Annotated in this window: 13 protein-coding genes and 1 tRNA gene; 8 read left to right on the top strand and 6 right to left on the bottom strand. The window is 64.8% G+C overall.

The window, feature by feature from the left end; genetic code table 11:
* Positions 1–175 precede the first annotated feature (175 nt).
* A tRNA-Gly gene (locus ACREBX_RS12790) sits at positions 176–250 on the bottom strand.
* A 191-nt stretch (positions 251–441) separates the two neighbouring features.
* Here ACREBX_RS12790 and ACREBX_RS12785 point away from each other — a divergent pair.
* Together ACREBX_RS12785 and ACREBX_RS12780 are read left to right on the top strand one after the other, a co-directional pair.
* Positions 442–1353, top strand: a complete 912-nt coding sequence (locus tag ACREBX_RS12785) for a tetratricopeptide repeat protein (protein ID WP_431562120.1) — start codon at positions 442–444, stop codon at positions 1351–1353.
* On the top strand, positions 1353–2003 hold the full coding sequence (locus ACREBX_RS12780; protein WP_431562119.1) for an LON peptidase substrate-binding domain-containing protein: 651 nt from the start codon (positions 1353–1355) through the stop codon (positions 2001–2003). The genes ACREBX_RS12785 and ACREBX_RS12780 overlap by 1 nt, the downstream gene beginning before the upstream one ends.
* A gap of 4 nt (positions 2004–2007) precedes the next feature.
* Here ACREBX_RS12780 and ACREBX_RS12775 read toward each other — a convergent pair whose 3' ends face one another.
* Positions 2008–2706, bottom strand: coding sequence for a sigma factor (locus ACREBX_RS12775; RefSeq protein ID WP_431562118.1), 699 nt, complete (start codon positions 2704–2706; stop codon positions 2008–2010).
* A 97-nt stretch (positions 2707–2803) separates the two neighbouring features.
* Positions 2804–4045 (bottom strand): FAD-dependent monooxygenase, encoded by a 1242-nt coding sequence (locus ACREBX_RS12770; RefSeq protein ID WP_431562117.1) that lies wholly within the window; start codon positions 4043–4045, stop codon positions 2804–2806.
* 124 nt (positions 4046–4169) lie between these two features.
* On the opposite strand from ACREBX_RS12770, the gene ACREBX_RS12765 reads away from it, so the two are divergent.
* From ACREBX_RS12765 to ribA, 4 genes are all read left to right on the top strand, one after another.
* Positions 4170–6482 carry a DNA translocase FtsK 4TM domain-containing protein gene (locus tag ACREBX_RS12765; RefSeq protein WP_431562116.1) on the top strand — a complete coding sequence of 771 codons (2313 nt, stop codon included), beginning with the start codon at positions 4170–4172 and terminating at the stop codon, positions 6480–6482.
* A 107-nt stretch (positions 6483–6589) separates the two neighbouring features.
* Complete coding sequence (locus ACREBX_RS12760; protein WP_431562115.1) at positions 6590–7240, top strand: LolA family protein; 651 nt, start codon at positions 6590–6592, stop codon at positions 7238–7240.
* 356 nt (positions 7241–7596) lie between these two features.
* On the top strand, positions 7597–8391 hold the full coding sequence (locus tag ACREBX_RS12755; RefSeq protein WP_431562114.1) for an exodeoxyribonuclease III: 795 nt from the start codon (positions 7597–7599) through the stop codon (positions 8389–8391).
* A 5-nt stretch (positions 8392–8396) separates the two neighbouring features.
* The gene (gene ribA, locus ACREBX_RS12750; protein WP_431562276.1) at positions 8397–9443 is read left to right on the top strand and encodes a GTP cyclohydrolase II; all 1047 of its coding nucleotides are present in this window, start codon (positions 8397–8399) and stop codon (positions 9441–9443) included.
* Between the two features lie 38 nt (positions 9444–9481).
* Here ribA and ACREBX_RS12745 read toward each other — a convergent pair whose 3' ends face one another.
* The 3 genes from ACREBX_RS12745 to ACREBX_RS12735 form a co-directional block, all read right to left on the bottom strand.
* On the bottom strand, positions 9482–10288 hold the full coding sequence (locus ACREBX_RS12745) for a LytR/AlgR family response regulator transcription factor (protein ID WP_037517222.1): 807 nt from the start codon (positions 10286–10288) through the stop codon (positions 9482–9484).
* Positions 10285–11409 (bottom strand): sensor histidine kinase, encoded by a 1125-nt coding sequence (locus ACREBX_RS12740; protein WP_431562113.1) that lies wholly within the window; start codon positions 11407–11409, stop codon positions 10285–10287. The genes ACREBX_RS12745 and ACREBX_RS12740 overlap by 4 nt, the downstream gene beginning before the upstream one ends.
* 64 nt (positions 11410–11473) lie before the next feature.
* Positions 11474–11995, bottom strand: coding sequence for a winged helix-turn-helix transcriptional regulator (locus tag ACREBX_RS12735; protein ID WP_037517228.1), 522 nt, complete (start codon positions 11993–11995; stop codon positions 11474–11476).
* 126 nt (positions 11996–12121) lie between these two features.
* Between ACREBX_RS12735 and ACREBX_RS12730 the strand changes: the two genes are divergently transcribed.
* Both ACREBX_RS12730 and ACREBX_RS12725 read left to right on the top strand, forming a co-directional pair.
* Positions 12122–12457 (top strand): CC_3452 family protein, encoded by a 336-nt coding sequence (locus ACREBX_RS12730; RefSeq protein WP_431562112.1) that lies wholly within the window; start codon positions 12122–12124, stop codon positions 12455–12457.
* Between the two features lie 190 nt (positions 12458–12647).
* Positions 12648–14741 (top strand): RelA/SpoT family protein, encoded by a 2094-nt coding sequence (locus ACREBX_RS12725; protein ID WP_431562111.1) that lies wholly within the window; start codon positions 12648–12650, stop codon positions 14739–14741.
* Positions 14742–14922 lie beyond the last annotated feature (181 nt).

Raw genomic sequence — 14922 nt, 5'->3', positions numbered from 1 at the left:
CGTCCGGACGTGCCGCGGCCAAGCGCGTGTCCCTGATCGCGGAACGGCAGAAAACCGACTTGTCATTATAGATTTGTTTGGTGAGTATTTGGAGAGAATGGCAAAAAAGCCTTGCCCACTCACCAGCGTCGCTCGCGGCGACTGCCGTATAACCATCTGATTTTACGGTAAAAACTGGAGCGGGCGAAGGGATTCGAACCCTCGACCCCAACCTTGGCAAGGTTGTGCTCTACCCCTGAGCTACGCCCGCTCTGGCGGCTGGAAACCGGTCGGTTCCAGCGGGTGAGGCGGGCGATTAGCACCGGCTTTTTGACTCGGCAACCCCTGATTGTGCATTTTCTCCGAAGGGTTGGCATATCGCCCGCAAATCCCACATAAGCGGGGAAAGAGTCTTTCCGCCGGCGCAGAAGCGACGGCAAATCAAAACAGGAGCATGTTTGCGTGGCCACGCTCGGTCTGAACCCCACCGAAAAGGAAGCCGTCGAAGCCTTCCGCAGCGACGTCGTCGAACCTTCGATGACCAGCCTCGTCATCCTCGATTTCTGGGCCGAATGGTGCGGCCCGTGCAAACAGCTCGGCCCGGTGCTCGAAAAGGTCGCCGCGGATTATGCCGACAAGGGCGTCATGCTGGTCAAGGTCGATGTCGATGCGAATCGCTTCATCGCCGCCCAGTTCCAGGTCCAGTCGATCCCGACCGTCTACGCGATCTTCCAGGGCCAGCCGGTCGCCAACCTGACCAACGCGCGCACCGAAAGCCAGTTGAAGGCGATTCTCGACCAGCTACTCGCGCAGCTTCCGATCGAGAGCGAAGCGACCGCCCGCGCGGTCGAGATCGCGCCGCTGATCGAGATGGGCGATGCTGTCCTCGCCGAAGGCGACGGCGCGCGCGCCGCCAGCATCTTTGCACAGATCCTCGAAATGGCGCCCGACAACGCAGCGGCGCATGGCGGACGGATTCGCGCGCTTGTCCTCGCGGGCGATATCGAAGGCGCACAGGCCGCGCTCGACATGATCCCTGCCGAGATCGCCGAAGATCCCACGATCGCGCAGGCGAAAAGCGCGCTCGCGCTCGCCGCCGATGCCCCCGATGCGGGCGAACTCGCCGCGTTCGAAGCCGCTGTGGCTGCGAATCCCGATGACCACCAAGCCCGTTACGACCTGGCGAGCGCCCAGATCGGCGCGGGCCAGCGTGACGCCGCCGCCGACAATCTCCTCCACATCGTCGCCGCCGATCGCGAATGGAATGAGGACGCCGCGCGCGCCAAATTGCTGTCGCTGTTCGAAGCCGTCGGCCTCGAAGACGCATGGGTCGCGGCGCAGCGCCGCCGCCTGTCGCTGATCCTGTTCGGCTGATGGGCGAAACCGCGCCTCTGACCATCCAGCGGATCGCGATCTTTCCGCTCACCGGCGCGGTGCTGTTCCCCGGCCTGCACCTGCCGCTGCATATCTTCGAGCCGCGCTATTCGGCGATGGTGCAGGAAGTGCTGGCGCGCGACCGGCAGATCGGGATGATCCAGCCGCGCCAGCTTCCCGGCGAAGAGGACCGCGAACCGCCCGCGCTCTATGACGTCGGCTGCGTCGGGCGTATCGTCGACGTCGAGGCGCTCGACGAGGGCCGCTTCAACCTAATTCTCGAAGGCGTCGCGCGCTTTCGCGTTCGCCGCGAACTCGACGTCACGACGCCGTTCCGGCAGGTCGAAGCCGAGATCGAACTCGAAGCCGAAGATGAAGTGGTGCTGGCAAGCATCGAGCGCGCCAGCCTCGAACGCGAGGCCAAGCGCTTCGCGGCGCGGCAAGGCTATGTCGTCGATTGGGATTCAGTCGGCCAGCTCGACGACGCCACGCTCGTCAACGGCATCGCGCAGGTCGCGCCGTTCGATGCCGCCGCGAAGCAGGCGCTGCTCGAAGCGACGCCGATCGACGCGCGCGCCGAACTGGTCGTCCAGCTGATGCAGTTTTTCGGCCGCTTAGACGGCGACGACGGCCGCGCCACGCTGCAATAGCGCATTAGTGGAGCTTGCGGACCGGCGCATGATGGACGATGTCGGCGAGCGCCCGGCGTACGACATGCCGGTCGCTTTCGCGCAGACGGTCCGCCGCGTCGCTCACCATCAGATGGTGCCGAACGAGCTTCTTTTCGGCGGCGAGCCGGGTTTCCAGCCGGCTTTCATCGCCGCGCGATGCGCACAGCCTTGTGCGGCGGCGGCTCGCCCACTCCTCGACCAACCGGTCGGCAAAAAGCGCGGCAAGATTGTCGGCCGCGCCCTTCTCGGTGTCATCTTCGGCAGCCGGATCGGTCAGCCACGCGTCGGCGCCCTCTTCCTGCAACGCGTCGAGCGATAGCGTCGCGGTGACATACCGCCGCCCGGCGCAACGCTGGTCGCCGTGAAGCCGATGCCGCAGCGCCTGCAGTTCGGCGCGGAATTGCCAGTTCACATAGGTGGTGAAGCGCGCGCGCGCCGGATCATAGCGTTCGGCTGCGCGATGCAGCGCGATCGCGCACACTTGCGCGGCATCCTCGGCAACATCGGTCAGCCCATAGCTGCGCGTGAAATAGCGGATACGCGACGCGGCGAGCGCGGCGAGCCGGGTAAAGCTGCGGTCGGCCAAAGCCCGAGCTCGCGGGCCCGGCACCGCGTCGAGCGCGGTTCGCGCCTGAATATAGTCCGTCACCGCAGCTTCGAGCGCATCGCTTTTTGCCGACATGGCCCTGTCCCCCATCGTGTCACGGCATAGTTGCCGCATTGGTAGGGATAGGGTGTCATGCTTAGCTCCGTGCTGCCGGCGCCGTAGGTAGTAATACCTAGATTTCGGCGCCCGCGAGCAGGCGCGGCAGGTCGCCCGCCTCGCCGCGCGCCTCGTCCATGAAGAAACGCTTGAGCATCGGCAGCCGCTGCACCGCGCCCAGCCCGGTGCGCCGCACCGCGGCGGCGGTGCGGCCCGGGATGCCGAACAGCCGCGTCAACCCGTCGGTCGCGAGGCTGACCATCATATTGTCGAGCCCGCGCCAGCGCTGGTAGCGCGCGAGGAGCGCCGCATCGCCGAGGTCGAGCCCGAGCCGCGCGCCTTCGACGAGCACTTCGGTCAGCGCCGCGACATCGCGCAGGCCAAGGTTGAGCCCCTGCCCCGCGATCGGGTGGATGCCGTGCGCGGCATCGCCGACCAGCGCGATGCGGTCGGCGACGATCGATGCGCTGTGATGAAAGCCGAGCGGATAGGTCATGCGCGGCGCGACGAGCTCCATCGCGCCGAGCGTGCCGCCCGCGCGTTTTTGCAGTTCGGCGACAAAGCCGCGCTCGCCGAGCTTGGCAAAGCCCGGGCCGTCCTTTTCGGCAACGGTCCAGACGAACGCCGAGCGGTGCCGCCCCTCTGGATCATCGACGAGCGGCAACAGCGCAAACGGACCCGATGGATAGAAGATTTCGTGCGCGATATTGCCGTGCGGCTTTTCATGCGCGACCGCGCCGATCATCGCATGATGATGGTACGACCAGTTCGCGATGCTGAACCCCGCGGCGTCGCGGGTCGGCGAGCGGCGACCTTCGGCGACGATCAGCAGCGGCGCCGCAAGCTTGGTGCCATCGGTCAGCGTCAGCGTGACGCCATGCGCGTCGATGTCGCGCGAAACGACCGCAGCCGGCATGTGCAATCGCACCAGCGGCGCCTCGGAAAGCGCAGCGGCCAGCGCGAGGCGGAGCTGGCGATTTTCGACCATCGTGCCGAGCGGCGGATCACCCAGGGCGGTGACGAAATCGAGCTCGCCGCCGCGGTCGCTGTCGGGGGCGCCGTCGCCGACCTTGATCGCACGGATCGCGCAGCCGTGTCCGGCTAGGCGATCGGCGAGCCCCAACACTTCGAACATCTGCCAGGTCGCGCTGGCAATCGCCGATGCGCGACCGTCGAAGCCCGGCGCGATCGTTGTTACCGGGTCGGCGGGATCGACGATCTGGACCGACAGACCATGATGGGCGAGGGCAAGGGCGAGTGCTTGGCCGACAAGGCCGCCACCCGAAATCAGGACATCGCTGCGCAGCGTTTCGCTCATCGCTTCGCCCTAGCGTGCGGCAGGGCGGTTGGAAAGGCTGTGGGCGAGCGCGGGGCCGTGCTTGACGACGAGTCCGCCCCATGCGCATATCGCCGTGGTTAACTGACAGGGACCGGACAAGAGCATGGCTAGCCGCAAGGCCGCACCCGCAAAGGCCGATTGGCGCACGGTTTTCCGCCAAAGCATCGCGCGATCGCTGGTGATCGCCGCGGCGGCGCTGCTCGGCCTGTTCACGCTCTTCCTGACCCTCGCGCTCGTCACCTATGACAGCACCGATGCGGCGCTCAACACCGCCGCCCACGGCACCGCCGCCAACTGGATGGGCAGCGCGGGGGCCTGGTTCGCCGACCTTGGCCTGTCGATCGGCGGCGCGCCGATCGTCCTGCTGTTGCCGCTGCTTGGCATCATCGCGTGGCGGCTGTGGACGGGCGAGGCGCAGCCCTATTGGCCACGCCAGCTTGCTTACAGCTTCATCGGCATTCTGCTCGTCGGGCTGGGGGCCGAACTCTGGTCACCGGCGACCAACGCACCGATGCCAGCCGGCTGGGGCGGGATCATCGCGCTGCTGATCGGCGGCGCGGTCGCACCGCTGTTCGCGCAGGCGGGCGAACCCGCAGCGGCGCTGATCCGCTTTGCGACCATATTGCTGCTCGTCGGGCTTGGCCTGTGGCTCGCGTGGCGCGCGCTGCGGCTCGAAAAGGGCTGGGCCTCGCGCTTCAGGCTGCCCGCCGCAGAAGGCAGCCGTGTCATCGAACCCGCCCGGGTCGCGAGCGACGACACCACCGCGCCAAATCTGATGGACCGCGTCGTGCGGCCGCGCGCGGTCGCCGAACCGAGCGACCGCGCCCCGCCCGAAATCGCCGATCCCGCCGAGCGTACCGCGCCGTCGAAACCCAAAGCGAAGCCGCAGACCGAACTGTTCACCAATTACCAGCTGCCGTCGATCGACCTGCTCGCACCGCCCCCGCCGGGGCCGACCGGACAGATCGACAAGGCGGGGCTCGAACGCAACGCGCGCCTGCTCGAATCGGTGCTGGAGGATTTCCAGGTCAAGGGCGTCGTCACCGCAGTGCGCCCCGGCCCCGTCGTCACCATGTACGAACTCGAACCCGCGCCGGGCACCAAGGCGAGCCGCGTATCGAACCTCGCCGACGATATTGCGCGCAACATGTCGGCGCTGTCGGCGCGCATTGCGCCGATCCCGGGCCGCACCGTGATCGGCATCGAACTGCCCAACGCGAACCGCGAGTCGGTGGTGCTGCATGAAATCATCGGCAGCGCATTGTTCCAGGATCAGACCGGCGCGCTGCCGATCATCCTCGGCAAGAATATCAGCGGCGACCCGATGATCGCCGACCTTGCGCCCATGCCGCACCTGCTGATCGCGGGCACGACGGGTTCGGGTAAGTCGGTCGGTCTCAATGCGATGATCCTCTCGCTTCTCTATCGCCTCGGTCCCGACCAGGTGAAGATGATCATGATCGATCCCAAGATGCTGGAACTCAGCGTCTATGACGACATTCCGCACCTGCTTGCCCCCGTCGTGACCGAGCCCAAGAAGGCGATCCGCGCGCTCAAATGGGCGGTCGAGCAGATGGAGGATCGCTACCGGATGATGTCCTCGCTGTCGGTGCGCAACCTCGCGAGCTACAACGACAAGGTGCGCGGCGCGCTCGCCAAGGGCAAGTCGCTCGGGCGGCGCGTCCAGACCGGCTACGACCCCGAAACCGGCCAGCCGATCTATGAGGAAGAGGCGCTCGATTACGCGCCGCTGCCGCAGATCGTGATCGTCGTCGACGAACTCGCCGACCTGATGATGACCGCGGGCAAGGAAGTCGAATTCCTGATCCAGCGGCTCGCCCAGAAAGCACGCGCGGCGGGCATTCACCTGATCCTCGCGACGCAGCGCCCTTCGGTCGACGTCATCACCGGCGTCATCAAGGCGAACCTGCCGACGCGCATCAGCTTCAACGTGACGTCGAAGATCGACAGCCGCACCATTCTTGGCGAAGCTGGGGCCGAACAACTCCTCGGCAAAGGCGACATGCTCTACGTCCCCGGCGGCAAGCAGATCACGCGCATCCACGGGCCTTTCGTGTCCGACGACGAAGTCCGCGCGGTCGCCGATCACTGGAAGGGGCAGGGCCGTCCCGACTATATCGAGAGCGTCACCGAGGATCCCGAGGACGGCGGTTTCGCGATGGAGGGCGCCCCCGCGGGCGGCGACAGCGCCGAGGACCGCATGTATGCGAAGGCGTGCCAGATCGTCGTCGAAAGCCAGAAGGCGTCGACGAGCTGGCTGCAGCGCCAACTGCGCATCGGGTACAACAGCGCGGCGCGCCTGATCGAACGGATGGAAGAAGAAGGGCTGGTCAGCCCCCCGAACCATGTCGGCCGCCGCGACGTGCTCACCGACCAATATGGTCAGCAGCGGTGAGGAACCTTTGTCGGCCTCACGACTTGAACAGCGTCTAACGAGAGGTTCAGCGCGGGTTCAATGCCCGCCTGCGATGGACCGGTCCCCTATCCAGAGATGAGAGTCCGATGATCTTCAAGACGAACATGACCCGCCTCGCCGCTTGGACGCTCGCGCCCGTCGCGGCTGTGGGCCTCGCAATCGGCGCGCCCGCCATCGCGCAGTCGTCGAACACGCTTGCCGCGGTGCAGTCGCACCTCAAGTCGACCAGCTCGATGACCGCCGACTTCGTGCAGACCGACCGCAACGGCCAGCGGCTGAGCGGCAAGTTGACCCTGAAACGTCCGGGCAAGATCCGGTTCCAGTATCAGAAGGACGTACCGCTGCTGATCGTCGGCGACGGCAGCTCTCTGACGATGATCGACTATGAGGTGAAGCAGGTGCAGCGCTGGCCGGTGAAGAATTCACCGCTCGGCGCGCTGCTCGACCCCGACCGCGACCTGACGAAATATGCCAAGGTCCTGCCCACGGGCAGCAACGACGTCCTCAGCGTCGAGGTCAAGGATCCCAAGCGCCCCGAATATGGCACGATCACCATGGTGTTCGTGCGCGACGGCTCGGCACCCGCCGGGTTGCGGCTGCGCGGCTGGGTCGCGCTCGATTCGCAGAACAACCGGACGCGCATCGACCTCACCAACCAGAAATTCAACGTCGCGATCGCCGATTCGGCGTTCAAATGGACCGACCCGCGGCCGAAGCAGCGCGGCCGCGCGGGTTGACGCAAGCCGACTGCCGCTTTCAAAATCATGGCGCCGAATCTGCGAGACGGATTCGGCGCCATTTTTCCGGACCAACGGACGTCTCGTATCGACGAACTGCAAGAACGGCGCCAGAGCGTGTATTTTGTTCAGCTTGGCGACAGGGAAGACCGGCTATTTCATCTCTCGAAGGCGCCAACACGGCCCCCGGATTTGGGTTTCCCCCTGTTGCCCCACCCGGACTGCCAGGCACCTTCATTCAAGAGCGTGACGAACGCTGACCTTGAACCCCCGTTCCACCGCCCCTGGAACGGGGGTTTAATTTATCCGGTGTTTGGGACGTTGCGCCCCCCGGCGCGCGCCGATAGAGCCACCGCATGACTCGCACCAGCATCGCTTCGTGGAACATCAACAGCGTTCGCGCCCGCATCGGCATCGTCGAAAAATTCCTTCGCGAAGAAGCGCCTGATGTCCTCTGCCTGCAGGAGACGAAAGTCGAATGCACGCTGTTCCCGCCCGACATGTTCAAGCGGCTGGGTTATGAGCATATCGTCACCCACGGCCAGCGCATGCACCACGGCGTCGCGATCGTCAGCAAACTGCCGCTGACCGACGTGCGCAAATATGACTGGCAGGCGAATGGCGAGGCGCGCCATGTCGGCGTGACGCTGCCGTCGGGCGTACGGCTCGACAATGTCTATATTCCCGCGGGCGGCGATATTCCCGATCGCGAACTCAATCCGAAATTCGGGCAGAAGCTCGATTTCTTCGGCCGCATGACCGAATGGTCGGCGACGCTGGCCGGCATGCCGACGGTGCTCACCGGCGATTTCAACGTCGCGCCGCTCGAAAGCGACGTGTGGAACCACAAGGCACTGCTCGACGTCGTCAGCCACACGCCCTTGGAGGTCGAAACGCTCGCGCGGCTGCAGGCGGCATCGAACTGGGTCGACCTCGGGCGCCACTTCATCGAGGCGCCGACACCGCTCTACACCTGGTGGAGCTATCGCGCGAAGGATTGGGAAGCGTCGAACCGCGGCCGCCGGCTCGACCATATGTGGGTGACCCCCGACCTGATGCCCAAGGCGGTCTCGCACCGCATCGTCCAGCCCGCGCGCAGCTGGGAACGGCCGTCGGACCACATCCCGCTGATCACCGAGTTCGATTTTTGAGCCATATCGGCGCCCGGCGGGCGGCACGCGCCATCGACGCGCTGCGGCGCGGTTGGCCATTTCGCATTGAGGGCGCGGACGGTGTGCTCGACCTGCTCGCGGTCGAAAGCGCGCGCGATGAGGCGCTGGCCGAGTTTGGAGGCCATGACGCGCTGCTCTCGGGCGAACGCGCGGTCACGCTCAAGCTGGCCAATCAGCGCGTCGCCGCAACGCCGGGTCCAGTCCGGCTGGCGAACGCCGCCGATACCGTCACGGCCGCCCTCGCGATCGCCGATCCGGCGCTCGATCTGGCCAACCCGCTCAAGGGTCCCTTCCGCACTATCGCGACCGGCGGCGAAGCGGCGGCGACCGCTGCAATGACGATGGCGCGCCATGCCGGGCTGCTCCCCGCCTTTTTCGTGCGCGAAGCCGCCGGCGACACCGAAACCCTGTGCACCGTCGACGATGTCGCCGCGTTACTCGACCCCACGCGGCTCCAGATTGCCGCGCGCGCGCGGCTTCCCGTCGCAGCCAGCGAAAGCGCCGAGATCATCGCCTTCCGCTCGCCTGAGGAGGCGTCGGACCATGTCGCGCTCGTCATCGGCAAGCGCGACGGCAATCCGCCCGTCGTCCGCCTCCACAGCGAATGCCTGACGGGCGACGTGCTCGGCAGCCTCAAATGCGATTGCGGGCCGCAGCTCCATGCCGCGCTCCATGCGATGGCCGGCGCGCCGTGGGGCGTGCTGCTTTACCTCAGGCAGGAAGGTCGCGGCATCGGCCTCGTCAACAAGCTGCGCGCCTATGCGCTGCAGGATCAAGGCTATGACACGGTCGACGCCAATTTGCGGCTCGGCTTTCCGGTCGAAGCGCGCGATTTTGCGATTGCCGGGCGGATGCTCGAACTGCTCAATATCCCGCGCATCCGGCTGATGACCAACAATCCGGAGAAGGTCGCGCGGCTCGAGAAGGAGGGCGTCGAAGTCGTCGAGCGGCTGCCGCTCGCGCTGCCGACGAACAAATATAACGAGCAATATCTGGCCACGAAACGCGACCGTACCGGGCACCAGCTCTAACGAAAAAGGCGCCGGACGATGCCGGCGCCTTCATCAAATCAATGCACGAACCGCGCGACGACGTCGCGATAGCTGCGGCTGACCTTCACCTGCGCGCCCGAACCGAGCACGAGGAAGCATTCGCCATTGGTGTGCGGCTTTACCTGCTTCACCTGCGACAAGTTCACGATCGTCGAGCGATGCACACGCTGGAAGTTGCGCGGGTCGAGCCGCTTTTCGAGATCCTTCATCGTCTCGCGCAGGATCAGGCTGTTGTCGGCGGTATAGATGCACATATAATCGCCCGCGGCGTCGATGCGTTCGATGCTGTCGACGTCGACGCGGAAGATCTGGCCGCGATCCTTGATGTTGATCATCTTTTCATAGCGATCGGCGGCGTGCGTGTCGGGGGCGACCTCTGCGTCATAATCCTCGACCGCTTCGGGCGCGACTTCGGCGAGCACCGTCTTCAGCCTTTCGACCTCGGCGACGCCGCGCTTTTCGGCGAGCCGCTGGCGGACACGGTCGAGCGCATCGGCGAGCCGCTCGGGTTCGACCGGTTTGACCAGATAGTCGACCGCCTGCGCCTCGAAGGCGCGGATGGCGTGATCCGAATAGGCGGTAACGAACACCACCAGCGGCGGTTCGACCTCCATCAATCCCTGGATCACCGAAAAGCCGTCGAAACCCGGCATCTGGATGTCGAGGAACACCAGGTCGGGTTTGTGGGTCTTGATCTTTCTGATGGCTTCGCGGCCATTTTGCGCGGTGTCGACGATTTCGACGTCCGTATGCGGTTCGAGCCGCAGTTGCAGGCCTTGGGTGGCCAATTTTTCATCATCCACCAGGATGGTTCTGATCGTCATGTTCTCTCGGTTCCAATCGTCATTTGCCCATCGGGCTGGAACGGAAACTCGATTACCACCGTGAAGCCGCCCTCAGTGCCCAGATGGACATCGAACCGGTGCTGGTCGCCAAAAGCCTGCGCCAACCGGTCCCTGATATTGGCTAAACCCACGCCAGTCGATTCCGTTGCAATGCCTGTCGTGGGGTCGGTGCGGTCGGCTGACAATCCCGCGCCGGTGTCGGACACGGTAATCCGAACATTTTGACCGGCCAACTGTGCGGACAGCGTGATATCGGCGCCATCCTCCTGCGGCGTCACCGCATATTTGATCGCATTTTCGATGAGCGGCTGGAGCAAAAGCGAGGGCAATCGCGCCCGCGACACCGCCGGATCGATCGCGAAATGCGGGCGCAGCCGTTCCTCGAAGCGCATTTTCTCGATTTCGAGGTAAAGTTTCAGCGTCTCGATCTCCTGCGCCAGCGTCACCTGCGCGGTCGGCTCGTTCGCGAGCGTGTAGCGAAGGAACGCCGACAGGCGCGACAGCATCGCGTTGGCGGGCTCGGCCTGTTTCAGGAGCACGAGGGTCGAAATGCTGTTCAGCGTGTTGAACAGGAAATGGGGATTGAGCTGGTAACGCAGCATCGCCAGCTGCGCCGACGCCGCCTGCGCCTCGAGCCGGATGACGCGATCATTCTGTTCCTCGAGCTGGAGGAAATAATTGATCGCGAAATAGAGCGCCGACCAGGCCGCGAGCGACGTCGCGTCGATATACATCGCGCCGAGCAACAGGCTGGTGAAGCCCGCCTCGCTCGCCGGATTCTGGATCTGCGCGACCCAAGCGTCGATAAAGGCCCACAACGCGGTCGCGATCCCCGCAAGCCCGAAACTGACGCCCCACATCAGGAGCGGACGGCGGCTGATCAACGCGCGGTAACAGGCCGACAGGATGAGCGTCAGCGAAAAGCCGGTGATCGCCGAAATCGTCTGGGGAATCAGGAAGGTAAAAGCCTGGCCATTGGCAAGCCCCGACACCCCGCGCAGGCCGAGCCATGCGGCCCAGCCCAATATCTGCAGGTTCCAGAAGGCCCGGACCTTGTTGTCGAAAAAGGGGCCCGGCGAAGACAGTCGGAAAAGCGGCATGGGAGTCTTTGCGATGGCGATGGTCAGTCGCCGCGCGGGCGATATCGGAAACCGGCGCAGCCGATCATTCGGCCGCAACCGGCGCCAGTCCGCCGTCACTGCGCACGCGCGCCTGGCCAAGCGGCTGCAGTTCGGCGCGATGCTTCCACAGCAATTCCTTGTAGCCGATCACCCGGCCGTCGTGCGCGGTCAGCGTGACGGGGCCGATCGGCTGTTCGTCGCGCGCATCGACCAGCACCGGGGTCGACGGCACGCCCGCGCCCCATTTTTCGCCCCACTGGCGCAGCGCGATCATCGCGGGGAGCAGCTCGATGCCCTTTTCGGTCAGCTGATACTGAACCTTGCGCCGGTCCTCGGCCATCACTTCGCGCGCCATGATGCCATGGTCGACCAGCCGCGACAGCCGGTTCGACAGGATGTTGCGCGCGATGTTCAGTTCCTGCTGGAACTCCTCGAAATGATGGACGCCGTTGAAGGCCGCGCGAAGGATCATGAACGACCATCGCTCGCCCATCGCTTCCAGCGCCAGCGGCAGGGCGCAATTGCCCCCATCCATGTCGTTCAGCAGTTCGCGTAATTTTCCCATAACCCAAGCCCTAACGTAAAATCGGCATATGCGCCAAAAAATTATAGGGTCTTGCGTTGCATTTCGCAACTCAAAGTCTAGGTAGCGCTTCGCAACCTTTCGGTTGCGCAAAAACAGGAGGTCCCAATGCCCATATTCAAGCTTTCCCCCCGCACCCATTCCTTCGCGCTGGCAGGCGCCGCGCTGATCGGCGGCCTCGCATTCGCATCGACGGCCGCGACCGCCGCCGGCGGCACCTATTATCGCGCCGAACTCGCCAGCCCGGCCACCCAGGCACGCTTCGTTGCGCGTGACGTCGTCTGGGCTTGCACGGATGCCAGCTGTATCGCTGGCCAGGGGACGAGCCGTCCGCTGATCATGTGCTCGGCGCTCGCCAAGAAAGCGGGCCCGGTGAAGAGTTTCACCGCAAGCGGCAAGGCGCTCGAAGCCGAAGAGCTCACGCGCTGCAACGCCGCGAAATAATCTGGCCATAAGCCTTGGAAAGCCGCCGCGCTTCGCCCGCCTCACGGGCGGGGCGCCGCGGCTTTCCACGCCTTTTTCTGCACGACGACCGATGCTTCCAACCGGCTTTATCAAAGTTGCTGATCTCGGGCGGTTCCGCGCAAGCAAATTTCGCATTGCAATATTGCCTGCATGAACGACATTGGACGCGATGCTGAGGCAATATGAACTTGTAGAGCGCGTACGCGCTTATGATCCCGACGTCGACGAGGCGCTGCTCAACCGCGCCTATGTGTTTACCGTCCAGAAGCACGGCAGCCAGAAACGCGCGTCGGGCGACCCTTATTTCAGCCATCCGGTCGAGGTTGCGGGCATTTTGACCGACCTCCATCTCGACGCCGAGACGATCGTTACCGCGCTGCTCCACGACACGCTCGAAGATACGCTGACGACCCCTGAAGAGATCGAACGCCTGTTCGGCCCCGACGTCGGCCGTCTCGTCGACGGCGTCACCAAGCTCAGCAAGATCGAGGCGCAGACCGAAAACGAACGCGCCGCCGAAAATCTGCGCAAATTCCTGCTCGCGATGTCGGACGATATCCGCGTGCTGCTGGTCAAGCTCGCCGACCGGCTGCACAATATGCGGACGCTGCATTTCATCAAGAATCCCGAGAAACGCCGCCGCATCGCCAAGGAGACGATGGATATCTATGCCCCGCTCGCCGAGCGGATCGGCATGTACGAGTATATGCGCGAGATGCAGCTGCTCGCGTTCAGCGAACTCGAGCCCGAAGCCTATGCGACGATCACCGGCCGTCTCGCCAAGCTCACCGCGGGCGGCAAGGACAAGGTCGCGGGGATCAGCCGCGAGTTCAAGGAACTGCTCGCCAAGAACGGCATCGAGGCCGATGTGTCGGGGCGAGAGAAGCATCCTTATTCGATCTGGCGCAAGATGCAGGAACGCCACGTCAGCTTCGAACAGGTGACCGACATCATCGCGTTCCGCATCATCACCCCGACCGACGCCGATTGCTACGCCGCATTGGGGTTGCTCCACCGCAAATGGAAAATGGTCCCCGGGCGGTTCAAGGATTATATCTCCACACCCAAGCGCAACGGCTACAAATCGCTGCACACGACGATCATGCATCAGCAGAATATGCGGATCGAAATCCAGCTCCGCAGCCTCGGCATGCACCAGCAGTCCGAATTCGGCTTTGCGGCGCATTGGGCGTATAAACAGGGCGGCGCCGCCCCCGACGGCCAGGCGGGGTGGATCCGCGACCTGATCGAAATCCTCGAACAGACGCACGATCCCGAGGAGTTCCTCGAGAACACGCGCATCGCGATGTATCAGGATCGCATCTTCGCTTTCACGCCGAAGGGCAGCCTGCACCAGCTGCCCAAGGGCGCAACCCCGGTCGATTTCGCCTATGCCGTCCACACGGGGCTCGGTGACCGGACCGTCGGCGCCAAGGTCAACGGACGGCTGGTGCCGCTGCGCACCCAGCTCAACAATGGCGACACGGTCGAGATCCTCTCGTCCGACAATCAGACGCCGCAGCCCGCGTGGCTGGGCTTTGCGGTCACCGGCAAGGCGCGCGCTGCGATCCGGCGCCATGTCCGGTCGAAGGAAAAGGTCGAACTCGCGGCACTCGGCCGCAAGATGTACGACGAGATTGCCCTTCGCCTGCCGAACAAGGTCGGCGACAAGGCGCGTATCGCGGCGCGCGAACGGCTGAAGCTCGACGACGACACGACGCTCTATGTCGCGATCGCCAAGCAGCGGATCACCGACAATGCGCTGCTCGAGGCGCTCGTCCCCGGCATCACCGCCGAGATGAAGACCAAGCCGGGCAAGCTCGTGCAGGGCGCGGCGGTTTCGATCGCCGGACTGACCCCCGGTGTCGCCTATCAGCTTGCCGATTGCTGCCATCCCGTTCCCGGCGACCGTATCGTCGGCCTGTCGCGGCCGGGCGAGGGGATCGAGGTGCATGTCATCGATTGCCCGAAGCTCGCCGACGGGATCGACGCCGACTGGATCGACCTCAGGTGGCAGGAAGACAGCGAGGGCGGAAACGCGCGGCTGTGCATCGTCATCCTCAACGAACCCGGCACGCTCGCCGAAATGTCGGGCATCCTTGCGGCCAATTCGGCGAACATCACCAATTTGCGCCTGTCGAACCGCGAGGGCGGTTTTCACACCTATGACGTCGTCGTCGAGGTGCGCGACGTCCAGCATGTGATGCGCATCTTGTCGGCGCTGCGCGCGTCCGACACGGTGGTTCAGGCCGAACGGCAGTAGTGCGGATCGCGTGTCCGCTTTGGGGTGGGAAGCGGCCGTAAGAGTGGGTGCGCGGGTATCCCCTCCCGCAAGCGGGAGGGGCAGCGAGGCTTGCCAGCTTGCTGGCTAGCCGCAGCGGGGTGGGCCATCGCAACGTCGCTGCCCACCCCCGACCCCTCCCGCCTGCGGGAGGGGAGAAGAA

This window comes from Sphingopyxis sp. (genome assembly GCF_050725655.1).
GTDB lineage: Bacteria > Pseudomonadota > Alphaproteobacteria > Sphingomonadales > Sphingomonadaceae > Sphingopyxis.
The sequence above is the reverse complement of the archived record's forward strand: the minus strand, read 5'-3'. Positions and strand labels throughout refer to the sequence as shown.